Origin of the sequence: Sphingomonas limnosediminicola, from assembly GCF_039537965.1 — a bacterium.
Classification (GTDB): domain Bacteria; phylum Pseudomonadota; class Alphaproteobacteria; order Sphingomonadales; family Sphingomonadaceae; genus Sphingomicrobium; species Sphingomicrobium limnosediminicola.
Genome location: NZ_BAABBM010000001.1, coordinates 361578 through 385729 on the forward strand (window position 1 = coordinate 361578; position 24152 = coordinate 385729).

24 protein-coding genes and 1 riboswitch are annotated in these 24152 nt (G+C 62.0%); of the genes, 16 read left to right on the forward strand and 8 right to left on the reverse strand.

Annotated features, from left to right (window positions below):
- Positions 1 to 34 precede the first annotated feature (34 nt).
- The 9 genes from pyrH to fabZ all read left to right on the forward strand — a co-directional run bounded on the left by pyrH (position 35) and on the right by fabZ (position 8811).
- Positions 35 to 757, forward strand: coding sequence for a UMP kinase (gene pyrH, locus ABD704_RS01800; RefSeq protein ID WP_344697982.1), 723 nt, complete (start codon positions 35 to 37; stop codon positions 755 to 757).
- Positions 758 to 760: 3 nt separating this feature from the next.
- A complete protein-coding gene (gene frr, locus ABD704_RS01805; protein WP_344697983.1) occupies positions 761 to 1321 on the forward strand; it encodes a ribosome recycling factor in 561 nt (186 codons plus the stop codon).
- A gap of 14 nt (positions 1322 to 1335) precedes the next feature.
- On the forward strand, positions 1336 to 2070 hold the full coding sequence (locus ABD704_RS01810; protein WP_344700457.1) for an isoprenyl transferase: 735 nt from the start codon (positions 1336 to 1338) through the stop codon (positions 2068 to 2070).
- Positions 2067 to 2699 (forward strand): phosphatidate cytidylyltransferase, encoded by a 633-nt coding sequence (locus tag ABD704_RS01815; RefSeq protein WP_344697984.1) that lies wholly within the window; start codon positions 2067 to 2069, stop codon positions 2697 to 2699. The genes ABD704_RS01810 and ABD704_RS01815 overlap by 4 nt, the downstream gene beginning before the upstream one ends.
- Positions 2696 to 3856 (forward strand): 1-deoxy-D-xylulose-5-phosphate reductoisomerase, encoded by a 1161-nt coding sequence (locus tag ABD704_RS01820; protein WP_344697985.1) that lies wholly within the window; start codon positions 2696 to 2698, stop codon positions 3854 to 3856. Before ABD704_RS01815 ends, ABD704_RS01820 begins: the two co-directional genes overlap by 4 nt.
- A complete protein-coding gene (gene rseP / locus ABD704_RS01825; protein WP_344697986.1) occupies positions 3856 to 4986 on the forward strand; it encodes an RIP metalloprotease RseP in 1131 nt (376 codons plus the stop codon). Before ABD704_RS01820 ends, rseP begins: the two co-directional genes overlap by 1 nt.
- Positions 4987 to 5114: 128 nt before the next feature.
- On the forward strand, positions 5115 to 7739 hold the full coding sequence (gene bamA / locus ABD704_RS01830; protein ID WP_425565446.1) for an outer membrane protein assembly factor BamA: 2625 nt from the start codon (positions 5115 to 5117) through the stop codon (positions 7737 to 7739).
- The gene (locus ABD704_RS01835) at positions 7739 to 8329 is read left to right on the forward strand and encodes an OmpH/Skp family outer membrane protein (RefSeq protein ID WP_344697988.1); all 591 of its coding nucleotides are present in this window, start codon (positions 7739 to 7741) and stop codon (positions 8327 to 8329) included. The genes bamA and ABD704_RS01835 overlap by 1 nt, the downstream gene beginning before the upstream one ends.
- A 5-nt stretch (positions 8330 to 8334) precedes the next feature.
- Complete coding sequence (gene fabZ / locus ABD704_RS01840) at positions 8335 to 8811, forward strand: 3-hydroxyacyl-ACP dehydratase FabZ (protein WP_344697989.1); 477 nt, start codon at positions 8335 to 8337, stop codon at positions 8809 to 8811.
- On the opposite strand, the gene ABD704_RS01845 is transcribed toward fabZ, so the two are convergent.
- From ABD704_RS01845 to ABD704_RS01860, 4 genes are read right to left on the reverse strand one after another with little or no spacing between them, the layout of a single operon-like run.
- Positions 8777 to 9505, reverse strand: coding sequence for an ABC transporter ATP-binding protein (locus ABD704_RS01845; RefSeq protein ID WP_344697990.1), 729 nt, complete (start codon positions 9503 to 9505; stop codon positions 8777 to 8779). The two genes, fabZ and ABD704_RS01845, sit on opposite strands and share 35 nt — an antisense overlap.
- Complete coding sequence (locus tag ABD704_RS01850) at positions 9502 to 10467, reverse strand: FecCD family ABC transporter permease (RefSeq protein ID WP_344697991.1); 966 nt, start codon at positions 10465 to 10467, stop codon at positions 9502 to 9504. Before ABD704_RS01850 ends, ABD704_RS01845 begins: the two co-directional genes overlap by 4 nt.
- Positions 10464 to 11219 carry an ABC transporter substrate-binding protein gene (locus ABD704_RS01855; RefSeq protein ID WP_344697992.1) on the reverse strand — a complete coding sequence of 252 codons (756 nt, stop codon included), beginning with the start codon at positions 11217 to 11219 and terminating at the stop codon, positions 10464 to 10466. The genes ABD704_RS01850 and ABD704_RS01855 overlap by 4 nt, the downstream gene beginning before the upstream one ends.
- Positions 11191 to 13032: a TonB-dependent receptor plug domain-containing protein gene (locus ABD704_RS01860; RefSeq protein WP_344697993.1), complete on the reverse strand. Its 1842-nt coding sequence runs from the start codon at positions 13030 to 13032 to the stop codon at positions 11191 to 11193. The genes ABD704_RS01855 and ABD704_RS01860 overlap by 29 nt, the downstream gene beginning before the upstream one ends.
- Before the next feature lie 73 nt (positions 13033 to 13105).
- Positions 13106 to 13246, reverse strand: a riboswitch (cobalamin riboswitch).
- A 105-nt stretch (positions 13247 to 13351) separates the two neighbouring features.
- On the opposite strand from ABD704_RS01860, the gene rpmE reads away from it, so the two are divergent.
- Both rpmE and ABD704_RS01870 read left to right on the forward strand, forming a co-directional pair.
- Complete coding sequence (gene rpmE, locus ABD704_RS01865) at positions 13352 to 13582, forward strand: 50S ribosomal protein L31 (protein WP_344697994.1); 231 nt, start codon at positions 13352 to 13354, stop codon at positions 13580 to 13582.
- A 17-nt stretch (positions 13583 to 13599) separates the two neighbouring features.
- Complete coding sequence (locus tag ABD704_RS01870) at positions 13600 to 14151, forward strand: GNAT family N-acetyltransferase (protein ID WP_344697995.1); 552 nt, start codon at positions 13600 to 13602, stop codon at positions 14149 to 14151.
- 3 nt (positions 14152 to 14154) lie between these two features.
- Here the strand turns inward: ABD704_RS01870 and ABD704_RS01875 are convergent, their stop codons facing one another.
- From ABD704_RS01875 to ABD704_RS01885, 3 genes are all read right to left on the reverse strand, one after another.
- Entirely contained in the window at positions 14155 to 16191 is a 2037-nt protein-coding gene (locus ABD704_RS01875; RefSeq protein WP_344697996.1) for a DUF2207 domain-containing protein, read from the reverse strand.
- A gap of 43 nt (positions 16192 to 16234) precedes the next feature.
- Positions 16235 to 16801, reverse strand: a complete 567-nt coding sequence (locus tag ABD704_RS01880) for a LemA family protein (RefSeq protein WP_344697997.1) — start codon at positions 16799 to 16801, stop codon at positions 16235 to 16237.
- 838 nt (positions 16802 to 17639) lie between these two features.
- Entirely contained in the window at positions 17640 to 18152 is a 513-nt protein-coding gene (locus ABD704_RS01885; RefSeq protein ID WP_344697998.1) for a YybH family protein, read from the reverse strand.
- A 259-nt stretch (positions 18153 to 18411) separates the two neighbouring features.
- Here ABD704_RS01885 and ABD704_RS01890 point away from each other — a divergent pair, with 259 nt between their 5' ends.
- Entirely contained in the window at positions 18412 to 18951 is a 540-nt protein-coding gene (locus ABD704_RS01890) for a helix-turn-helix domain-containing protein (RefSeq protein ID WP_344697999.1), read from the forward strand.
- A gap of 636 nt (positions 18952 to 19587) precedes the next feature.
- Here the strand turns inward: ABD704_RS01890 and ABD704_RS01895 are convergent.
- Positions 19588 to 19800: a hypothetical protein gene (locus ABD704_RS01895; RefSeq protein WP_344698000.1), complete on the reverse strand. Its 213-nt coding sequence runs from the start codon at positions 19798 to 19800 to the stop codon at positions 19588 to 19590.
- A 205-nt stretch (positions 19801 to 20005) separates the two neighbouring features.
- Between ABD704_RS01895 and ABD704_RS01900 the strand changes: the two genes are divergently transcribed.
- The 4 genes from ABD704_RS01900 to ABD704_RS01915 all read left to right on the forward strand — a co-directional run bounded on the left by ABD704_RS01900 (position 20006) and on the right by ABD704_RS01915 (position 24099).
- Complete coding sequence (locus tag ABD704_RS01900; protein WP_344698001.1) at positions 20006 to 21094, forward strand: ABC transporter ATP-binding protein; 1089 nt, start codon at positions 20006 to 20008, stop codon at positions 21092 to 21094.
- Positions 21091 to 21969: a carbohydrate ABC transporter permease gene (locus tag ABD704_RS01905; RefSeq protein WP_344698002.1), complete on the forward strand. Its 879-nt coding sequence runs from the start codon at positions 21091 to 21093 to the stop codon at positions 21967 to 21969. The genes ABD704_RS01900 and ABD704_RS01905 overlap by 4 nt, the downstream gene beginning before the upstream one ends.
- Positions 21959 to 22795 (forward strand): carbohydrate ABC transporter permease, encoded by an 837-nt coding sequence (locus ABD704_RS01910; RefSeq protein ID WP_344698003.1) that lies wholly within the window; start codon positions 21959 to 21961, stop codon positions 22793 to 22795. Before ABD704_RS01905 ends, ABD704_RS01910 begins: the two co-directional genes overlap by 11 nt.
- Positions 22796 to 22857: 62 nt before the next feature.
- Complete coding sequence (locus ABD704_RS01915; protein ID WP_344698004.1) at positions 22858 to 24099, forward strand: ABC transporter substrate-binding protein; 1242 nt, start codon at positions 22858 to 22860, stop codon at positions 24097 to 24099.
- The last annotated feature ends 53 nt before the right edge of the window (positions 24100 to 24152 follow it).

Genomic DNA, 24152 nt, shown 5'->3' on the forward strand with positions numbered 1-24152 from the left:
GCCCTTGTCATATCCAAAGGACAACCCTTCGAAAATGGCCCTCCCGCGCTTCAACCGCATCCTTCTGAAGGTCTCGGGCGAGGCGCTGATGGGACAGGGCCAGTTCGGCATCGATCCCGCCGCGGTTGCCAGCCTCGCTGAAGAAATCGCGCAGGCGAAGGGTGAAGGCCACGAGCTGTGCCTAGTCGTTGGCGGCGGCAATATCTTCCGCGGCATGGCTGCGGCGGCCAAGGGCTTCGACCGCGCGACGGCCGACTATATGGGCATGTTGGCGACGGTGATGAACGCGCTGGCACTCCAGAATGCGCTCGAAAAGGCCGGGATCGACACGCGCGTCCTGTCGGCGATCCCAATGTCGAGCGTGTCCGAGCCGTACATCCGGCGGCGCGCTCTTCGGCACTTGGAGAAGGGCCGCATCGTCCTTTTCGCGGCCGGTACGGGCAATCCCTATTTCACGACCGACACCGCGGCCGCCCTGCGCGCCGCGGAGATGGGCTGCGATGCACTGTTCAAGGGCACCAGCGTCGACGGCATCTACACCGCCGACCCGAAGAAGGTCGCGAGCGCCGAGCGCTATGACAAATTGACGTTCAGCAGAGTGCTGAGCGACGACCTCAAGGTGATGGACGCCGCCGCGGTAGCCCTTTGCCGTGACAACAATATCCCGATCGTCGTTTTCAACATCCGCCAGCCCGGCAACCTCGCGAAGGTGATCGCGGGCGGTGGGACGGCGACGATCGTGCAGAATGGGGAGTAAGACATGACCACCACCGTGAGCACCGCCGATCTGAAGCGCCGGATGCACGGCGCCGTCGAGGCGCTTCGCCATGACCTTCAGGGCCTGCGCACCGGCCGCGCGTCGACTGCGCTGCTCGATCCGGTCCAGGTCGAAGTCTACGGCAGCCACATGCCGTTAAACCAAGTCGCGACCGTGTCGACGCCGGAAGCGCGCATGCTGTCGGTGCAGGTATGGGACCGCTCGAACGTCCAGCCAGTCGAGAAAGCAATTCGTTCGGCCGGCCTTGGGCTCAATCCCATCACCGACGGTCAGGTCATCCGCCTGCCGATCCCTGAGTTGACCGAAGAGCGCCGCAAGGAGCTCGCGAAGCTCGTCGGGCAATATGCCGAGAAGGCGCGAATTGCAGTCCGCAATGTGCGCCGTGACGGCATGGACCATCTGAAGGCCGACGAGAAGAAGCACGAGATTAGCGAGGACGAGCGCAAGCGCCTCGAGACCGAGGTGCAGAAGCTCACAGACGATACGATTAGGGAAGTCGACGAGCTTTCGCAGGCCAAGGAAAAGGAAATCCTCGGCAAGTGAGCTCGCTTGCTCCGATGGAGGGAGCTGACAGCTTGGCGAAGAAGGACGGCAATGCGGTCCCGCGCCACGTGGCCATCATCATGGACGGCAACGGCCGCTGGGCCGAGCAACGCGGCCTCCCTCGTGCGGCTGGTCACAAGGCTGGCGCGGAGGCGGTGCGCCGTGCGCTCCAGGCAGCGGCCGACGCGGGCGTCGAGGTGCTCACCATCTATGCATTCTCATCGGAGAACTGGCGGCGCAGCGACGAGGAAATCTCCGACCTGACGGCGCTGATGCGCTTCTATCTCGAGCGTGAGCTCAAGACGCTTGAGAAGGAGCGCGTCCGGCTGAAGCTCATCGGTGACTATTCGGCCTTCGGCGGCGAATTGGTGGGGCGCCTGGAGCGTGCGGTTGAGCGTACGGCGGGCAACACACGCCTGACGCTCGTGATCGCGCTTAATTACGGATCGCGGGCTGAAATTGCCGGCGCGGCGCGAAGACTCGCGGAAAAGGTCGTAGCCGGCGAGATGCTCCCGAGCGACATCGACGAGAAAGCTATCGAGTCTGAGCTCCAGACGAAGGAGTTTCCTCCGCTCGATCTCCTGATCCGCACGTCGGGAGAGGTCCGCCTGTCGAATTTCCTGCTGTGGCAGGCGGCATATGCGGAACTGCTGTTCCTCGACGTGCTTTGGCCCGACTTTGACGAGAAGACCTTCGAGGGCGCCTTGGAGCGATATGCCGCGCGCCAGCGGCGCTTTGGTGGCCGGTGAACGAACTCGCTGTCCGTACCATGACCGGGGTTGTGATGATCGCCACGGCGCTCGTCGCAGCGGCGGTTGGCGGGACCGTCTTCGCCGTAGCGGTCGCCGCGATTGCGACGGCGATGTTCTACGAATGGACGCGCATGGTTCGTGGGTGGGGCGGCACCTGGTACATTTCCGGCTTCTTCTATGCACTTCTGCCCGCGCTTGCCCTGCTGTGGATCCGCGAGCGCGACACGCACGGACTTGAGCTGCTGCTTTGGGCCTTCCTCGTCACCTGGTCGACCGACATCGGCGCCTATTTCGCCGGCCGGCGGTTGGGTAAGCGGAAGCTCGCTCCAACGATCAGCCCCGGTAAGACGGTCGAAGGACTATACGGCGGGATCGCGGCGGCAACGCTAATCGGCGGAGCATGGGCTCTCTCCATGAACTTGGGCAAGCCATTGCTCATCCTTGCTCCCATCTTCGCCCTTGCGGCGCAGGGCGGTGATTTGTTCGAGAGCAAGATGAAGCGGAGGGCTGGCGTGAAAGACTCCGGGTCTTGGCTCCCAGGCCATGGCGGCGTTCTCGACCGGCTCGACGGACTGGTGCCTGTGGCTGTGCTCACCGCCGCTGCCCAGCTATTGGGGCTGACGTGAGGCGGAAGATTGCAATTCTTGGAGCCACCGGCTCGATCGGGACGTCGACGCTCGACCTGGTAGAGCGATCGCCCGAGCGATTCGAAGTCGTCGCTGTCACGGCGGCCACCAACGTGGAAGCGCTGGCCGAGATTGCGCGGCGCACAAACGCGCGACTGGCGGTGATCGCTGACGAGAGCCGCTCGCAGGAGCTCGCCGAACTGCTCGTCGGCACCGGATGCAGAGCCGCTGCGGGGAAGGAGGCGCTGCTCGATGCCGCCGGCGGCGAAGCCGACCTTGTCATCGCAGCGATAGTCGGCTGCGCAGGCCTGCCGCCGGTGATGTGCGCCGTGGAGACCGGCAAGACGGTCGCGCTCGCCAACAAGGAAGCGCTGGTGACAGCCGGTGCGCTGATGATGGACGCGGCAATCGCGCACGGCGCAACCCTGTTGCCTGTCGACAGTGAGCATAATGCCATTTTTCAGTGTCTTGCAGGCAGTCGCGCTGAAGACGTCTCCAAACTGATTCTGACTGCGAGCGGTGGTCCTTTTCGGACGGCCTCAATCGACGAGATCAATGCGGCGACACCAGCCGAAGCCGTGGCCCACCCGAACTGGTCGATGGGCGCGAAGATCTCGGTCGACTCCGCGACGATGATGAACAAGGGGCTGGAGCTCATCGAGGCCCATTATCTGTTCGGCCTGCCGTCCGAGCGCATCGATATCCTCGTCCACCCGCAATCAGTGATCCACTCGATGGTTGAGTATGTCGACGGGTCGGTCCTTGCGCAGCTGGGTAGCCCGGACATGCGCATTCCGATTTCCTATGCGCTGGCTTGGCCGGAACGGCTCGAGACCCCCGCGGAGCGGCTCGATCTGGCGGCGATCGCTCGTCTCGACTTCGAGGCGCCGGATTTGACTCGCTTTCCCGCGCTGCGGCTCGCCCGCGGCGCGCTGATCGAGGGTGGCGCAGCCCCGAACGTACTCAATGCTGCGAACGAAATCGCGGTGGCTAGCTTCCTGGAGGGCCGTATTCGCTTTACCGAAATTGCCGACATCGTCCGGGAAGCGCTTGAAAGCTCGAATTTTTCTGCGCCGCGCTCTATCGACGAAGTCATGGAGATCGACCGTGCCACGCGCCAGCGCGTTGCAGCGTCGATGAAAGCGAGTTGTCACTGATGCTTCCGCAACCGCCGATCTGGCTCGTCCTCATTGCGTTCATCTGCGCGCTCGGCCCGCTCGTCTTTTTTCACGAACTCGGCCATTATTTCGTCGCCCGGCTCTTCAAAATTCCGGCTGAGGTGTTCTCGATCGGGTTCGGCAAAGAGATCTTCGGCTGGACGGACAAACAGGGCACGCGCTGGAAGGTCGCATGGCTGCCGCTGGGCGGCTACGTGAAATTCGTCGGCGACATGAGCCCGGCGAGCAACCCCTCAGACCTGCAAGATCTGCCTCCCGAAGTTCGCGAGAAGGCATTCCAGACGCGACCCGTTTGGCAGCGCTTCCTGGTCGTGCTCGCAGGTCCGGCAGCTAACTTCCTGATTGCGATCGCCATCTTTACGGCATTCTTCGCCGTGGTCGGGATGCCGCGGACCGAGAACCTCGTCGTCAACGTCCAGCCGGGCAGCGTTGCGCAGAAGATCGGAATCCAGCGAGGGGATCGCATCGTCGCAATCTCGGGCGACGACACGCCGACGTTTGAGGATATTTCGAACATCGTCCTGATGCGGCCTGGCGAGCCGGTCACGCTGAGCGTCTTGCGCAACAAGCAGGTAGTGAACCTGCCTGTGATAATAGGCGCCGCCGAGGAAAAGGATCGCTTTGGCCAGAAATTCCGGGTCGGACGCCTTGGGATCTACGGCGACACCCGAACCTATGTGAAGCTTTCACCTCTCGAACTCGTCCCAGCAGCGACCACTTACACGATCAAGCTCACGGGCTCGATGATGCAAGGTTTGTGGCAGATCGTCAGCGGCCGGCGCTCTGCCAGTGAGCTCGGCGGTCCGATCAAGATCGCGCAAGTCGCCGGACAAAGTGCATCGCTCGGCGTATTGGCTTTCGTCCAGCTATTGGCGCTGTTCTCAATTAATCTCGGATTCATCAACCTCTTGCCAGTTCCGATGCTGGATGGAGGGCACCTGTTTTTCTACGCGATCGAGGCCGTCAGGCGCCGCCCGGTCAGTGCGCGGGCGCTCGACTGGGCTTTTCGTGGCGGGCTTGCGCTCATTCTGGCGCTGATGGTCTTCACCACCATCAATGATCTCGGTTCGATCGGCCTCTGGGACAGGCTTCAACGCTTGATTGGTTAGGAGGGTTGGGGCAGGGCAGGAACGGGGGCTTTGCGGCGAAGCGCGCCGCGGGCACCAATGCACGAAAAGGCGGGGACTGCGTGATTTCAAGGTCGAAGAGTTTTAGCCGGCGCACGAGCGCATTGTTCATGGTCGGCACCGTGCTCGGTGGATCGGCAACGCCGCTGCTTGCGCAAGCTGCACCGCAGGCCCAGCCTGCTCCGCCTCCCGCGGCTCAGCCCGGAGCGGATGCGGCTGCCCCGACGTCCGTACAGGCACCCGTCGAGCGCACTATCCGCAGCATTGCGGTACGCGGCAACCAGCGTCTCGAGCCCGAGACGATCCGCGCCTATGCAAACCTGACGCCCGGCCAGACCTACACGGCCGAGGTGCTCGATCAGGCGCTGAAGGACCTCTACGCGACGCAGCTGTTTGCTGACGTCACTATCACCGGCGCCGAGACCGGCGACTTGGTGATCGCGGTCAAGGAAAACCCGGTCATCAACCGCATCATCCTCGATGGTAACAAGCGCCTCAAAGACGACAAGATCACGCCGGAGATCAAACTTGCTCCGCGCCAGATCTTCACGCGTTCCGCGGCCCGAGCCGACGTCGATCGCATCTTGGAGCTTTATCGCCGACAGGGGCGGTTCGCCGCCCGGGTCGAGCCGAAGATCGTTCAGCTCGACCAGAATCGCGTCGATGTCGTGTTCGAAATTTACGAAGGCGACCTCGCCAAGGTTCGCGCGATCAATGTGATCGGCAACAAGGAATTCTCCGACGAGCGCCTGCGCAAGGAGATGTACACGCGCCAGGCCGGCGGTGTGCTAGGCTTCCTGAAATCGAACGATACTTACGATCCCGATCGTCTGGCCGCCGACCAGCAAAAGCTTCGCGCCTTCTATCTCACGCAAGGCTACGCCGATTTCCGCGTTGTCTCGGCGCTTGCCGAGCTCACGCCTGACCGCAAAGACTTCGTCATCACCTACGTCGTCGAAGAGGGGCCGCGCTACAAATTCGGCAAGATCAACGCGACCAGCGCGCTGCCGGACCTTCCGGTTGCGACGGTGCTTTCGACCGTCAAGATCAAGACCGGCGAGTGGTTCAATGCCAAGTCCGTCGAGGATGCGGTCACCAATCTGAACGAGCAGGCAGGAAATCTGGGCTACGCATTCGCGGACATCAGTCCGTCGTACGACCGCGACCAGGAACACCGATTGATGAACCTGACCGTCAAGGTCGGGCAAACACCACGTGTCTATGTCGAGCGCATCGACATCACCGGCAACACGACCACTCGCGACAAGGTCATCCGCCGCGAGTTTCGCCTGAACGAGGGTGACGCCTTCAACGCGCTCAAGGTGAAGCGCAGCCAAGATCGCATCCAGAGCCTCGGCTTCTTCCAGGAAAAGCTGGAGATCAAGCAGACCGAAGGCTCGGCCCCCGATCGCGTCGTTCTCGGCGTCAACGTGGAAGAGAAGCCCACCGGCCAGCTCTCGGTTTCGGGCGGCTATTCGAGCCTTGAGAAATTCGTCGTGCAGCTCGGCGTCAGCCAGAACAATTTCATGGGCAAGGGCCAGCAACTCGACGCCTCGGTAAATTATTCGGCCTATTCGAAGTCGGCGCAGATTGGCTTCGTCGACCCCTATTTCCTCGATAAGCCGATTTTGCTGGGCGGGCAGCTGTTCCGTCAGGACTACAGCAGTTTCAATTATGTCGGCAATGATCGTAACACGACATATAAGCAGGTCAGCACCGGCGGCGGTCTTCGTGCGGGCTTCCCGATGTCCGAATATTGGAGCTTCGGCGGCCGCTACACGCTGACGCAGGACAAGGTCTCGCTCGACAAGACGACCTTCTACACGGACCCCGATGGGACCGGTCCTTTGCCGCCTGAATGTGACCCGCTCAAGGCCGGACGCTACCTGTGCGACGAAATCGGCACCCACCTGACCTCGCTGATCGGCTTTTCGACGATCTTCGACAACACTGACGGCATTCGCCCCACGCGCGGTCAGCGGGCGACCTTATCGACCGATTTTGCCGGCCTCGGCGGCGACATTCGTTATGTTCGCGGACGCGCCGATGTGACCAAGTACAAGGGCTTCGGCGGCGGCTGGATTTTCTCGGCGCACGCAGAAGGTGGTTACATCAAGGCGCTGCAGTCATCGCCTGGACCAGGGCAAGACGCGATTCGCCTGACCGATCGCTTCTTCGGGCCGCAGCTGCGCGGTTTCGACATTCGCGGTATCGGCCCGCGCATCCTGCGCTACTCGTATGATGCCGACGGCAATCTGATCACGACGAACAACAGTAATAACCAGGTCGTCGATGCTCTCGGCGGCAAGGCCTATTACATGGGCCGCCTTGAACTCGAGTTCCCGACCAGCTCGGCCCTTCGGAGCGTCGGTCTCCGTCCGTCCGCATTCATCGATGTCGGTTCGCTCTTCTCGCTCACAAAGCCGATCCTGACCGACATTATCGCGACCTGCGTGCCGGTTACCGAGAACACCACCGGTTCGTCGTTCCAGATCCTTCCTGGTGGTCCGGTGACGACCTGCGGCGCGACGTCAGGCACAAACGGCTACACGCGCGTACCCGGCTTCAAGGAAGTTTTTCTCGGCGATTCTGCAAAGCCCCGTCTGTCGATCGGTATTGGCGTCAATTGGACGTCTCCGTTCGGCCCACTGCGTATCGATCTCGCCAAAGCGCTGCTCAAGCAGGACGGCGACGAAACCAAACTCTTCAGCTTCAACGTAGGAACTTCATTCTGATGACCAAGCTTCTTCTTTCTTCACTCCTTGCCGCAGCAGTCGTCATGCCCGGCGCGGCCAGCGCGCAGGCGATCCCCGGCGCTGTCGTCGCGGTCGTCGACCTCGAAAAGGTCCAGAGCCAGTGCACTGCTTGTCAGAGCGCTGCGGCAACGCTGCGTAGCCAGGTGACGTCTCTCCAGAACCGCGAGAAGTCGCTCGCGGCGCCGCTTGAGACCGAACAAAAGGCGATCCAGACCGCCATCGACGCGCTTCCGCAGGGCAAGGAGCCCGATGCCGCGCTTCAGGCCCGCATCAAGGCATTCCAGACCAAGCAGCAGCAGGGTTCTCAGGAACTGGCGCGCCAGCAGGATCAGATCCGTCGCAACCAGGCCTACATCGGCCAGCAGATTCAGGCCAAGCTCGGCCCGATCTATCAGCAGGTGATGGTCAAGCGTGGCGCGAACGTAATGGTGGAGATGGGGGCGACGCTCGCGACCGCCTCGGCGATCGACGTTACAAATGACGTGCTCACGGCGCTCAACGCCCAGCTTCCGTCGGTCCAGACGACGGCACCGGCAGCTCCGGCACAGCAGAAGCCGCAGGGTCGTTAAGGCAAATGAATGATACGTCGGCAAGCGCCGCCGCCACCCAACTCGATATTCGACGGGTGATGGCGGCGCTGCCGCACCGCTATCCAATGCTGCTGGTCGACCGGGTCGAATCCATCGTTCCCGATCAGTCTATCCGCGCCATCAAGGCGGTCACGATCAACGAGCAATTCTTTCAGGGACACTTCCCGGGCCGACCGATCATGCCCGGGGTGCTTATCGTCGAGGCACTTGCGCAGGCCGCCGGCGTTCTCGCCGTGGAATCGCTCGGCCTCGCGAACTCGGGCAAGCTGGTTTACTTCATGGCGATCGACGGGGCGAAGTTCCGTCAACCGGTTGAACCCGGCGTGCTTCTTCGCCTCGACGTTGAATTCGTCCAGAAGCGCGCGTCGGTGTGCAAATTTGCCGGACGAGCGAGCGTTGACGGCAAGCTCGCGGCCGAAGCCAATTTCACCGCGATGATCGCGGACCCGCCGTCGGTCTGACGCGCCAGCCAGCGCCGTCGCGCTGGATCCGGAATGCTTCCGCGACCTCCGTGCTCTCCAGCATTTGCGAAGGCGGAAGGTCGGCGCGAATTGCACCATCATCGATCAAGATCGCACGGTCGAACTCACGGATACGGTCAATGTCATGGACTGCAACCAGCGCGGTTGCTCCCGCTTCCACCGCATCGCGCAATATTTCCAGCAGCCGCAGTACCCAATAGGGGTCGAGGTTCGACAGCGGCTCGTCGAGCAGTAGAAGCTTGGGCGATGGCGCCAACGCTCGCGCCGTCAAAACACGCGCCCGCTCGCCCGTAGAAAGCCGATCCGCGGGCCGATCCGCCAGTTGCTCGAGTTCGAGCAGGCGGATCATCGCTTCCACCCTGTCTCGGTCCGGCCGAGGAAGGCCAAGCGCGATCACGTCACGGACACGGATTGGCCAGGTAAGATCTCGGGATGCGGGAGCGAAAGTGACAAGATAGGGACGCCGCGCCGGGCTTTGTTTCTCCAACGACGCACCATCGATGCGGACCGAGCCGCCGTCGGCTTCGATGCCTGCTAGCGCGCGCAAGAGACTGGTTTTCCCGCCCCCATTCCGCCCGATCAGAGCGACCAATTCACCCGGCCCGAGGTCGAGATCCGCTGACCTCAACCGCTGATCGATGGTGACGCCGCGGGCTTCCACGCGTGGCGTCATGCCGTCACCTGCCGGCGCATGGTCACGACAATCCAGATGAACAGCGGCACGCCCGCGACGGTCGTCAACACACCAACGGGGATCACGCGCCCCGCTGGGCCGTACCGAACAGCCAAATCGGCAATCAGTAGCAGTATGCTTCCGATCAGGGCCGCGGGGAGAAGTGCTCTTCCGGGATGACCACGAGTCATGCGCCTCGCTACGAAGGGAGCGATCAAGCCCACGAATCCGATCGCGCCGCACACCGACACGCAGGCACCGATCGCGATCGAAGACAGCGCAACGACTTGCAGCCCGAGGCGCCGCGGCTGGTGACCGAGAGAAGCTGCGACATCTTCCCCCAAAGCCATTAGGTCGAGCGCCCGCGATCGGGTCAGGAGCAACACGCATGCTAACGAGGACGGAACCAGCGCGGCCGCCGCCTGGGGCAGGCTGCGATCGACGAAGCTGCCCATCAACCAGTCGAAGCTGTCGTAGAAGGCGAAGGGAGAGGGGGCGAGCGCGAGTAACAGGCTGGTGCCGGCCCCGGCCGCAAGCGAGACAGCGATACCGGCAAGGAGCAAGACCGTCGGATCGGATCGACGCCCCGCGAGCCCAATAACGACGGCCAACGCAAGCAAGGCGCCGACAGCGCCACCGGCCGCGAGCGCCAGCGGGCTGGTTACGCCCAACCAGTAGGATGCGAAGACGGCCCCCAGAACCGCCCCACTACTGCTCCCAGTGATGTCTGGAGACGCGAGAGGGTTGGCGAACAAGGCTTGGAGCGCTGCACCGGTCATTCCGAGCGCCGCCCCGTAGCCCAAAGCCAGCAAAGTCCGTGGAAGTCGGATCTCTGTCAGCAGGAGCCAGGCGGTCGCTGGCTCACGCTGTTCCAACTCCAGCAATGGGCCAAGCGGCAAGAGCAAATGCGCAAGTGCGGCCACGAGCAGAGCGCCAAGCAGGAGAAGCATCGCCCGGTTCATCGGACGAGCCGGCGCAGACGCTCGATCTCGCCGATCATCAGCGGCCCCAGGCAGGTCCAGGGCCGCCCGTCCGTGGACACTTGCCTGGAACCAGACCGGCGCACGATAGGATTATCGAGCCATCGATTGCCACCAGACATTTGGCCCGACCGATAATCGCTTTTTATCAGAAGAGTGGGTGGCTTGGTTAGCAAGGTTTCCAATGTGGCTTTGCCCCCTGGAAGCGATCGCTGTTGCAGGCCTGCAAGTCGAAGCCACTGCGTACCGAGTGAACCCGCCGTCAGGCTGTCTCCCCGGCCCGATATCCAGATACTGTCAACCGCACGGCGAGGCGCCGACGCCTCCAGTTGCTTCAACCGCGCTACCCAGGGTTCCGCGCGGCGACCATCGCCCAGAGCTGTCGCGACAGTCCGAAGATTGCGCGCCACGCCGGCGAGGTCGGTCGCATAGGGCAAGTCGAGCGCTTGTATGTGCAGCCTGCCAGCAATCAGCGCGGTCGCGCGGCCGCCACCGCCCATGGTCATGATCACGGTCGGTTTGAGCGTCAGGACCTCTTCGATTGAGCCCCGATTTCCTTTGAAGTGACGCGCCGACGTCCACAGCCGCGACTCGAGTGGTTCCTGGGAGAGAAAGCTCACGCTAACGATCTGCACAGGACGACCCAGAAGCAGCAGATATTCGTCCGTGCACAGGTTCAGCGAGGCGAACTTCGCCGCGGCCGCGCTAGCGAGGAGAAAGGCGGATGCCGCCATAGATGCTCCTCCCTTCAGTCCGGTAGCCTGACACGTCCTGATAGCGTGCGTTGAAGGCATTTGCCGCGCGGGCGAAAATCTCGATTTGCGGAGTAATCGAAAAGGCTACGCGAGCGCCCGCCTGCCAATAGCTATCCAGCCTCACGACATCGAACGGGAACACGTCCCTGCGATCGAGATGATTGCCGACATAGGCAATCGACGCGCCGTAGGTCAGTTTGCCCGAAACCCCGTCGAGCGCCACCGATCCGCTGTGCTTCGGGCGCCGGAGTTCGGTCACCTGGCCGATGCCACTGTCGCTCGGCTGACTTGCGTGGAGATAGGCATAGTTCGCCGACAGCCTCAGCCTGTTCCCTAATTGCCAGCCCAGCCCGGCTTCGACGCCCGAGCGGTGGCTGATGCCGTCTCTATTCAACGTGCCCGAAAGGAATGTCGCACTGTCGAACGTGTCGACGATCTCGTCGCGAAGCCGTTGCTTGTATCCGGTCAAGGACGCATCGAACGAGCCCCGGCGATGACGAATGGATAGCTCGAACCCCCGAGAGCTTTCTGGCTTAAGCGAAGGGTTTCCAACAAAACTCCCCGGAAAGAAGCCGTAAAGGTCGAAGAATGTCGGCTGCGCGATGCCTTCGGCATAGGAGCCCGCTACCGCGAAGCCGCCACCAAGTTCCGCAAGCAATGACGCTCGCAATGAGGTGGCGTCCTTGAACCGGTTGAACAGATCGCGCCTGACCGCCACGTCGCCCGTGAAACGCTTGGCTTGGCCGCGCCATTCGACCGTCAGCGCATCGTGCTCGCGAGACCGGTCCTGGTTCGTGAAACCGCCATATACCGTGTCGTGTGCATTGAACGTTTCTCGCTCGGCTTCAGCGGCGACGATAAGCCGATGCTTCACTGGGCCCGTCTGAAAAGTTCTCGCGACCTGCCCATCGACGGCTCGACGAGATCCCCTCGTGCCGTTCAGTTGATCGGAAGCGAGGAAATTCCTGTTCGACGAACCAAGCAGCGAACCGGAGAGATAACCGCTCCATGCCGAACCGTTGTCGCCGAGCTGTATCCAGAGCCTCGCTGCCGCGAGCCGGTTGCGGCTGTTGTCGAGGGTGTCGGCATGTTCGAATGGCGGATTGGGATTGAAACCGTCGAATTGGCTCTTTGCCGCCACTGCAAAGGCTGCTGCGCCGATCTCCACTTTAGGCGCCACCTTCCAGTTCGCTCGAATGCGCCCGGACAGGTTTTGATATCCGTCCTTGTCGCCGTGGCCGTTGAAGCTGTCGATGCCGGTGGCGTTTTGCCATCCGGTCGCAACCGCGATGCTTCCTCTGTCAGAAGAAGTGGCACCGGCGGCCGACGTCCGTTGAAAGCCGAAAGACCCTGCCTCAAGCGAACCGGTGTGACCCGACGGATCGTCGACGCCGTTGACAGCCACGACGCCCCCGATGGCATCCGATCCCCACAAGGCCGATTGCGGGCCCCGTATGACCTCGATGCGCGAGGCGATGTCGGCATTGAGCAGGTCGAAACGCGGAATATCGCCGGACGCGGGATCGTTGGCGCGGATGCCGTCGATGAAGAGCAATGTGTGATTGGCCTCAGCGCCACGGATCCGGACGTCGGTCAGCGACCCGAGCGGGCCAGACGTCGAAACCGAAGTGCTTGGCACCAGGCGGAGCAGGGCAGGGACGAGCGGCTCGCCTAGGCGCTCGATGCGCTTGCTGTCGATGATCGTAACGCTCGCGGGGGCCTGCGCTTCGCTTTCCGGCGCGCGCGATGCGGTAATGACGATCTGGTCAGTGTCGAAAATTGTGGCGGGCAAAGGATCCTCCTGTTGACGAACATGTCGTCACAAGAGGGCACGCCCTCCGATCCGTGGCTGAACCCGGCCGGGAAACGAACGACGGAGCAGGGCAAGTGTCTGACTCGATCAGCCTTGCGGCCGGTCCTACAGTTGCGGGCACAGCGCCGGATTTCGACCGGCTTCCTTATAAACCGGCGGCCGTAACCGCCGGACCCTGTTCCTGGCGCGTGGCTAGGTGGTGAAGCGAAACCTTGTCAAGGAAGGCCTCTTTCGCTAGGGCCGCGCGACACTTGCTGCCGCTGGTCGGAAACCAGTAGCTAACCCAAGGAAATCTAAGATGAAGTCCGGTATCCACCCCGATTATCACATGATCAACGTCGAGATGACCGACGGCACCACGTTCCAGGTTCGTTCGACCTGGGGCAAGGAAGGCGACACGCTCCACCTCGACATCGATCCGAAGGTGCATCCGGCCTGGACCGGCGGCAACACGCGTCTGCTTCAGGAAGGCGGCCAGGTCGCGCGCTTCAACAAGCGCTTCGGCGGCCTCGCGCTCGGCAAGAAGTAAGCGGCCGGCTGCGCTCGATGCAGCCGTTCCACGATCCCGAACTGCGCAATCGCTCGGCTCCGCGGCTGGAGACCGAGCGCTTGGTGCTGCGTGAATTCGAGCTGCGCGACGTCGATTATTTCCTGAAGTTCTTCAGCGACCCCGAAGCCAGCAAGCATGTCGGCGGACCGAGCAGCCGCGAGGATACGTGGCGCCGGATGCTGGCCAGCTCGGCATTCTGGCCGCTGACCGGTGTCGGCATGTGGGCGGTCGAGCGCCGCGATGATGGCGCGACCATCGGCCATGTCGGCTTCTTCGACTTCATGCGCGACTGCGAGCCGCCGATTGTGGGGCGGCCGGAAATGGGCTGGATTCTGGCGCCCAAAGCGCATGGCAAGGGACTGGCCAGCGAGGCGTGCCGCACCGCGCTCGACTGGTTTGATGCGAATTTCGGCAGGCGGGACATTCACGCGATGATTTCGCCGGGCAACGACCCATCGATGAAACTGGCTACGAAGCTGGGCTTCGTCCGTTGCGACGACGGTGTCTACCGAGACAAGCCGCAGACGATGTGGATGCGTCCGGCCTAGGTTCTACCAACCGCCTCCGCCGCCGCCACCACCGCCGCCACCCGACGACCCGCCCCCGCCCGAGCCGCTGCTCGATCCGGGCGCCGTCGAGGCGGAGCTAATCGTGCTTGCGAGTGATGATCCCACAGAATCGACGAAACCGCCGGGGTTCGACCACGGGCTGCTCGATCCGGAATACCAGGCGAAGCCTTGCTGCCCCTGCGCGGCGGCAGCCGCCAGAACACCCTGAAAGCGATCCGCCCAGCTATTCTCAACGCCGAGCGCGATTGCATAGGGCAGGTAGCGCTCGAACAGTTCAGGCGTGTCGGCTGGAGGCGTCATCCGGTCGAGGCGGTCGCGCTCGGTGATCGAAAGATACTGCTTGAAACCCGCAATATGGTCGAGGACGGCGCGCCCTTCCTTGGTCGGCGCGGCGATCCACCAGAATGCGGAAATCACCAGGGGTATCGCCAGGAGAGGAAGGACCAGCGGCAGGATCCAGCCGCTGCTCAGCGCCTGGCCCAAGATCGGCATGCCCAACGCGAAAAGGACGAACAGCGCGACGACGCTGATGAGCGAGAGCAGGCATTTGCCCGTCGAGGAATCGTGAAAGACCATCCACAACAGGGCGCAGACAGCCAGGCAGCCGAAGACGACGCCGATCTGCCAAGCCGAAGCCCCATCGCTCGCGACGACGACGGCGGCCGCGGCAAGCCACAATGCAGCGACGAAGAGCAACGTGCCTGCAGCGGCCCAGCCGTAATTCCGCTTGAACAGCTTTCCTTCGTAAGTTATCTTCAATACCTGAGCCAAGTCGCTCTGTGCGCTTGAGAAACGTTCGTGGTTTTTCTGCTCCATCACAACCGACTCGCCGGTCGTGGCGAGTTGGGAGAGGGCGGCTTGCTCCTCTTCGGGAAGTGGAGAGTCGGCGCTGAGGCGCTCCAGCCGCGTCTTCTTGCCCGAGAACCATCCGCCGTCCTCTTCGACCAGGCGAATGTGCCCGCGAACGCCCATGTCGACGACGGCCGCCGCGAATGCGCGATTATCGGCGCCCATCTTTGTGACGTAGCGCATGCCCGCCGGTGAGAGATTGTCGGGCGGCGAGAAGATCGGGACGGCCGTTCCCGCGCGCGGATTGCGGCCCGCGCGCGACCAGGCGAAGAAATAGAAGATGCAGAGGCCGAGCAGTCCGAGTGCGCCGATCGCCGGCGGCCCGTAGTCCGACAGCCACCAGGCGGCGCGGGTGCTACCGGCCGCGTCCGCGACGACACCCTTGGGAAAGGCGATCGCGACGGTCAGGCCCTCGTTGGGCTCAAGCGGCTGGGTCGTCTGGAAGGTGATGTCGCCGGGTTTTTCCTCGATCACCTCCGCATTGGTCGCCGTCGAGCCCTGCGGTCCGGTATAATAAGCGTGCTGCCCGAGCTGGACGGACGAAGGCAGGCGGATGCGCGCCACCGCTTCGTCGATGGGGAACAGCCAGCCATTGCCGGTCGCGTTCCAGTAAAGCTCGTCATAGTCCTTGAAGCGGCCGATCTGGCGTGTGGTCCGATAGTGCAGCACGAAGCTGTGCTCACCGACGTCGACGAACTTTTCGGGGTCGCCGACCTTGATCCTGACGCCGTTGCCGATGGATTCGGTGCTCGCCGGAACCGGCATCCCATCCATGGTCGCGCCTTCGAAGGTGAAGCCGACGTGGACCATGCTCCCTTGGCGCCCGCGATAGCGGGTCGGGAAATCGCGATAGATGCCGTGGTTGATGCGATCCCGCTCGGCGCGGATGTCGATCGTCTCGGTGACGTCGAGCGAGCTGTCCTTCTGAACTTGGGCGTCGCTGACGTAGCGGAGGATGCGTTCGTCCGCATTTGCCGCCGAACTCGCCGCAAAAAGCGCAATCGCGCAGGCCTTTAGCGCTCCGCCGAGCCATGTGCGCTGAGAGAAAACACGCTTATCGTCATTAAAGTCACGGAGAGCGGCGCCCTTCCGATGGCTTTTGGACCGACCATCCGACGAGAAGCGGGCGAACGGGCCACGGACGATCATGGCGCCAAGGCTGGCACCCAAACTCCTATTTTGGAAGATTTTACGCGCCACGCTCAACGAGCGCTCAGGCAGCCGGACGGGCGAATGCCACCTTCGGGGCGCTCTGAATGGCGGGGTCGTCGTCCTGGTAGAAGGGCTCTTCGGTGAAGCCCATCGGCCGGGCGATCAGCACCGGCGGGAAGCTCTGGATCGACGAGTTCAGGTCGCGAACCGTGGCGTTGTAATAGCGACGGGCGCTTTGCAGCTCGCCCTCGATGTTCGCGAGCTGGTCCTGAAGCTGAAGGAAGTTCGTGTTGGCCTTCAGCTCCGGATAGGCCTCGGCGACAGCGAACAAACGGCCGAGCAACCCGGTCATCTGCGCATCGGCCTGCGCCGTCGCCTCGACGCCGCCGGCGTTCACGGTGGCGGCACGGGCTCGCGAGACTTCTTCGAACACCTCGCGCTCGTGCGTGGAATAGCCCTGGACGGTCTCGACAAGGTTGGGGATCAGATCGGCGCGGCGGCGCAGCTGGACGGTGATCCCGCTGAAGCCTTCCTTCACCAGCGCCCGCAGCCGAACGAGCCGGTTGTAGGTCGCAACCAGGTACAAAAGGACCAGGACAGCGACGCCCAGGACAATCCAGCCAATCATGATTTCATCCCCCAAAGCCCGATCGCGAACATAAGTGCGATTACAACGGTCGCCTAGCCATCATCATGAGAAGCGGTAGTGAAGATGCATAGTTCGCAACGGGAAGGCAGCTAGTGGCAGCATTCGACCCATTCCTGCCATCGCCATAGGCTTGCCAGCCCGAGCTGAGCTTAGAGTGGACGCAGGGTGCAGCTAATTGCGCCGATAGAGACGACCCGCGCTTCCTTCAGTGGGCCGACCGCTGGGAACGGAGGATGCTGGACTATAATGTCAGTACCCCATGGAGCGGTCGAAACGTTAAGCACGCCGCTAACCGTGGCGAGGCGGCCTTCGTTAGCAGCAAAGGACTGGCCGACAGCTCGCTGTCCGAGCGCGGAGCGGTCCATCGTCGTTGTTACGTGGGCTCGCTCGCCTTCAGGGGCATAGCAGTCCTTCACGCTTTGGCTGAGGACTTGGACGTGGCCATCCACACTGACGAGGTATCCGGTGACCTCCACTCGCTTGCCGTCGTATTTGCCCTGTTGCCGGATCAGGTCCTCAACCGAAATAGAAGCGCGATAGACACCGGGCCTATTGTTGGAAACGCAGGACCCTAGAGCAACATAGGCCCCTGCAACGTATAGTTTCCAACGCGGCATAGACCTCCCTCCGGAACCCATTTCCTCCATGACGACCCTGGGGGTCAGTCGGCAAGCCTAATGGCAGCTTTCGAGCCAAAGCAGACATTCGGTTCACCACTAGCGGACCACCGGCAACGCGCTTAGATCAGGGCCGAGATGGCGATCCACGGCTTATGCCGAACACGCCTCCGGCGACGAACGCGGCGCCTGCGGCCGCCCTAACTTCCGCGGGCTGGCAAATCACTGTTGAAGATGTCTGCGGCGGCTTTCCACTCGCTTCCGATCTTCCGCCAGACGACCACGTACTTGCCGGTGTCGGTCTGCGCAGTGCCGTCGGGCGCCACCGCTAGCCTGTACGTCCCACGATCGAGCGCCATGTCACCTGACGATGACACGATGATCTGCTCCGGAACGAAGGTCAGATCGAATCCGGGCGTCTGCATCATGGAAGCCCACGTCTTCTGGATCGCAGCGCGGCCTTTGACGATCGGGCCGTTGGGCGGCATCACCGCGCCGTCCTCGGCGTAGAGTGCCGCAATGCCTCCCGCATCCTTGGCTTTGACGAGCTGAAGCCAGTGATCGACCTGCCCGCGGATTGCCTGCTCATCCGCGCCAGTGTTGGCAGCGGCGACGGTGTTCACTTCGGAGGTGTTATTTGCGGACTTCTCACCTGCCTGGCACGCGGGCAGAAGAAGCACTGTGGCAGAAAGAAGCAACAGCGTCTTCGTCATTGGGACCTCCTCTCGCTTGTCCTCGCCATTGCACGGTTAACGTGCATCGCGTCGCGTCGCCACTGTCCGCTTCCCACCCAAAGTTATCGCGGCAGATTTCGACCCATTGCCGCCATCGGGGTGGACGTCTGTGTCGTCCCGCCTGGCCTTCAAAGCGTGGCCGGATTGCTGGTGAGACTTCATCAACGATTTTGCTGGCAGTGAGAGCCGCGCTCCCGATGAGCCCAGTATCATCGCGTGTGGTCTGAAGGAGTACTGAGTGCCGCTGGCTATTCACGAAGAACAGGCTTGCGCCAACAGCCGCCTCGCAGCCCATCGCTTGATCAGCATGCAGTTGCGTTTACTGGAGCTCTGGCGCGACGTTACCGGCGGCCATGAGGAAGCGCTGGTTGTGATGGCTGTCGTGGCCATCACGGGAGATCGGCTAACCCGAATCGATGCGAACCCTGAGCTGCGGAACATGGCTCATCCTGTTCCACGAACGATCCTCGGGCGATGCAACATCAGTTCGCTGGCTGCAGCTACGGGTCTGAACAGGGAAACGGCTCGACGCGTCGTCAATCGCTTGGTCGAACGCGGCGTCCTCGAGCGGTCCCCTGATCGTTCCATCAATTTCACAGCGGGTAGGATGCAAGAGCCCAACGCTTACCGGCTCAGCAAAATTCAACTCGAGGAGTTTGCTCGGACGGTAAACGCGCTGATGCGGGATGGCGTTCTAACCGGCAGGACTCAATCACCGAAACACATGAAGCCGACGGATGATTTCGAAGCGGCGCAAATCGTGCCGTCAGGGGAGTAACGCGAGGCGATCAGAAATGCGCCCCGAGTAGGATCACTTACCATAGGGCTCGTAGAAGCTGTCGCGGCCAGGTGTCGGAGCTCAGTCGAAGTGCACAAAATGTGCGCTAGATGACTGTTCGTCCATCACAGACGAATGTCACGCTCTGCCGATCTGCGAGGGCGGCACTGGAACGTGGAGAAGGCAATATCCGAACTGAGCCTCGCATTAGCTGAATGCCGTGCGCACATGGCGCGGCTGACAAATAGTCATCAAAAACTGGAATATCTTGGGGAAGCCGCACGCGAGATTGAGCAAGCGCTTCAGCTCTTAAGATCGATCAAGTGATGCTTCGCCAGCATTCGTTGCAGAATGTCCGAAGCAGCGGCCCGCTCGGTGAGTAGACCGGATCTTCCGCCGTGTTCGGTACCGGGCTGTAAGCGCGCTGCTGGGGCAATAATCAACGGGCAACTCCTGTGCGGAGAGCACGCATTAGAGGAGTTCAAGAAGCTGCGAAGAGCGAACGCCGGTTGTACCGACGACGTCCCCTAACGGCCATCGGCGCGGGGTGATGCTCAATTGGCTGACCTGACCGAACGCGGCGGTCAGCGGACTGTCAGCTGATGGCAGCTTTCGACCCAAACTTGCCGGTAGCAGCTAGGTCGAATTCGCTCGTTGCAGATTTTCGATCTGTTCGCCTAATGCGCGGATGACCTTCAGGTTCGTCGTTGCGTTCGTCGGGATATGCTTCGCTGCCACTCCGGCCATGGCGTGCGACAACGGTCCATTCCCTATCGACTTCGTCGCAGGCACCGCCACGCTTTCGAAGGGGTCTGGCAAAGAACTGGACAACTCACGAAGCTGGCTCAACGCATATTTGAGATACCCCGCCCGTCATTTGCCATTGAAAAGCTTGATCTCAGATCCCTTAAACAAATCCACGAAATCGCTCGACCAAGTTGGCTAGTCACCGTCGGAGCGGCTCTCATCCCGGCAATCGAGATTAAAGGGTTTGCTCCACCCCATTGCTGCGGCGATTTCCTTCGGTAAGGATGCGTTGCAAAGGGAGAGTTGCGTGGCGAGCCTGGAGCTGAAGGGCGTCCGAAAGTCGTTCGGTTCGACGTCGGTGCTCGACGATATCGACCTCACGCTCGACGCGCGCGAATTCATCGCCTTCCTGGGTCCGTCCGGCTCCGGAAAATCGACCTTGTTGCGGATCATCGCCGGCTTGGAGACCGCGGACGCCGGTGAGGTTTGGCTCGAGGGGCGGCGCATCGATGGTTTGCCGCCTGGCGAGCGCGGCGTCGCCATGGTTTTCCAGCAATACGCACTCTACCCGCACATGAGCGTGCGGGAGAATATGGCGTTCGGCCTCAAGAACGCGCGCGTGCCTAAGGAGGAGATCGCACGCCGCATTACGGAGGCTGCGCGCGTACTGGAGATTGAGCCGTTGTTAGATCGAAGGCCGGCAGAGATGTCGGGCGGGCAGCGGCAACGCGTTGCTCTCGGTCGTGCGCTGGTCAAGGAACCCAAGCTGTTCTTGCTCGATGAGCCACTGTCGAACCTCGATGCTGCGCTGCGCCTGCGCACGCGCGTCGAGCTGGCGCAGCTCAAACAGAGGGTGGATGCGGCTGTGATCATGGTCACGCACGACCAGGCGGAAGCGATGACGCTGGCGGACCGGATCGTCGTGATGAACGACCGCAAGATTCAGCAGGTCGGCCCGCCAATGGAGATTTACGGACGACCGGCGAACACCTTCGTTGCGCAATTCGTCGGATCGCCAGCGATGACCTTGCTGCCGGCGCAGATGGTCGACGGGACACTCACAACGCTCAAACTTGGTGACGGCACTGTCGTCGGTACGCAGGTGCCGCGGGAGTCGCTGCCATCTTGGGCGAACCTTCGCCTTGGTCTTCGCCCCGAGGCCGTCCGGATCGGCGGGCGCGGGAAGGGCAAGCCGAAAGCGAAGGTTGAACTCGTCGAACGTCTCGGCGAGCGGACCTTGATTTATGCCCGGATGGCGGACGGTCAGGCGATCACGGCAGAAGATGAGGGCAACAGCCGCGCCAGGATCGGCGACGAGGTGTCGCTGAAGATAGACGGTGCGTTGGCATATGTCTTCGACAGTGACGGCAACGGCCATCATCGGGGCGCTGCATGACGAGCGCGCGCGACTGGCGCGGGTTTTTGTTCGTAGCGCCGTTCCTTCTGCTTTATTCGGTCATCCTCATCTTCCCGCTGCTGCGCGGATTATGGCTGAGCCTCAATCAGGTCGACCTGTTCGGTGCCGGCCATTTCGTTGGGGCAGGGAATTACGTGCGGCTCGCACGAGACCCTGTGTTTGGTGCGTCGCTTGTCCAGACGTTCGAAGTCACGCTGATGATCGTACCAGCGCTGACAGTGATCGCGCTCGCACTTGCTCTGGCGCTCAATCGCGGAGGCCGCGGTGCCGCCTTGATGCGCGGCATCTTTTTTTCGTCGGCAGTGCTGTCTGTAACGATCGTTACCCTGATCTGGCGGTTCATGTTGGCACCGGACGCGGGATTTCTAGGCTTTGCCGCCAAGGCGTTTGGGGTTGAGCCGCTGCCGTTTCTTAGCGACGAGCATCTCGTATTGCCCGCGCTTGCCGTGACCACGATCTGGTGGTCGGTGGGATTTCCAATGCTGCTGTTCCTTGCCGGACTGCAGCAGATTCCAGAAGACATGTACGAGGCTGCGGCGCTGGACAATGCGGGCCGCTGGACGACCCTCTGGCGGATCACATTGCCGTCGCTTCGGCGCACTGTCGTGCTCGTCGTAATGCTGCAGACTGCCGCGCAATTGCAGTTGTTCGGACAATCGCAATTGCTCACGGCCGGCGGTCCCAGCGGAGCATCGCGAACTGCTGTGCTTTTCCTTTTCGAGACGGCCTTCGGGCGGTGGGAGCTCGGATATGCCAGCGCTGCCGCGGAAGTCCTATTCCTAATCATCCTCGCGGTCACGCTCACCCAATATTGGGCAACGGGCAGGGCAACGGCGGCGCAGGATGGCCGCTAAGGTCCTCCGCAACGGGCTTGGGCCAGCCGGGTGGGCGGGCTTGCTTGCGGGCGCGGCAATCATGCTCGCGCCGCTTGTCTGGACCTTGCTCTTATCTCTCAAGAACAATGCCGAGCTCATCGGGCACAGCGAGGCGGCCTTGCGGGCGCCTTACACATTGCAGAATTATGCGGCTATCATCGGCAACAGCCTCACATTGCGCTGGCTGCTCAACAGCACAATTGTGGCGCTTGGTACGACGGCGGGCGTACTGATTCTCGCCAGTCTAGCGGGGTACGGCTTCGCGCGCCTGGACTTCCCGTTGCGCAAAATATTGTTCGTCTTCGTGCTGATCGGCCTCGCGATACCGAGCCAAGCGGTGATCCTCCCGCAGCATCAGCTGTTTTCCTGGGCGCACCTGCACAACAGCTATCCGGGTCTGATCTTGCCGGGTCTAATCGCGCCGTTCGGCGTGTTCTTCATGACTACCTACATGCGCGGAATACCACGCGAGCTCGACGAAGCTGCGATGCTCGACGGCGCGTCGCGCTGGACGATTTTCTGGAAGATTATCTTGCCACTGACCAAGCCGGCCCAGTCGACCTTGGCAGTGTTCACGTTCCTGGGCAGCTGGAATGATTATTGGTGGCCGCTAATCAGCGCCACGCGAAGTGATATGTATACGCTGACGGTCGGGCTCGCGGCGGCGCAGATGAATTACGCGCAGACGAGCGGGCTTGGCTATCTGATGGCGCAGGCGATCTTTGCCTCCTTCCCGATTTTCATCGTCTACATCATCTTCCAGAAGCAAATCGTGCGCGCGATGGCCGGGACCGCCGTTCGATGATGCGCGCCCTTGCAGCGGGATTGGCTCTGCTGAGTCTCGGCAGTTGCACACGCGGCGATGGCATGACGCATATCTATCTGCAGCGCTTCTTTGGCGAGTGCGGCGCCGAATATGGCAAGACGACCGACATCTCGAAAGCTGAAGGCGAGTGCGGGATCATCACGGCGATGGTCGCGAAGTTCAACGCCGAGAATCCCGACCTGCGCGTCGATGTAAATGTCGTCGCATGGCCCGGTTATCCGCAGCTTACAGCGCAGGTCGCGGCACGCGACCCACCGGACCTTGTCACGATGCACGAGGGCGTCATCAGTGACTATGCGACGAAGGACCTGCTGGAACCCGTCGAGCCTTACCTGAAGGCCGCTGGCATAGCGCCCGACGCCTTCACCGATGCCGCTCGCCGCGGCGTCACCATCGGCAAACGCATTTATGCGCTTCCGTGGGACACGCACGGCGGCCTCTTTCACATCAACACCGCGCTATTTGCGAAGGCTGGGCTGATGCGTGGCGGCAAGCCAGTGCTGCCGAATTCGGCGGAAGAATTCGTCGCGCAAGCGCGTCAGTTCCAAGCGCGCACCGGCAAACCTTATTTTATCCAAAGTAACGTCGCCGACCCTGCTTTTGCGGCCCGCAACTTGTTTACCTACATCATGGCTCAGGGCGCGCCCGTATTCACCGATCCCAAGCACATTCGGCTGAATACGCCGGAAGGTCTGCGCGCCGCCAATTTCCTTCGACTCATCAACGTCGAAAGGCTGGGCACGCAGAACATGGATACGCCAGCGGCGATCGCTGCGTTCATGAGCGGTGAGGGCGGAATCTATCCCACCGGCACGTGGATGATCGGCACGTTCGAGCAAGAAGCGAACTCGCCCGGACGGCCGCTCTACAAGAGCTATGCCGTCTTTCCCTACCCGCGGCTGTGGGGCGAGCATGTCGAGTTCGTCAGTGGCCACTCATGGGTCGTGCCGGCGCGCAGGCGAACGCCTCAGCAGCGGGAGGCGATCGCACGCTTTTTCAAGTTCATGGCTGCACACAATTTCGACTGGGCGCGCACCGGCCACATACCTGCGTTCAAAGCTGTTCTCGAGGATCCTCGATTCATTGCCTTGCCACATCGCGCAGACATCGCGCCGCTAGCGACAATAGGCCGCCCTCTGCCAAGCTATGTTTTGCGGCAAAATGCGATTGAAGGGCTTGTTGGCGAGGAAGCCGCTGCTGCATTCACTGGCCAGAAGCCGGTGCAACGCGCGCTTGCTGATGCCGAACGTCGCGTCAATCAACTCCTCAGCCAAGCAGAGTAGCAATCTTGATCAGTGTTGCTGCTTTGCCGCTTGAATGTTGCGGTCGCGTCGCG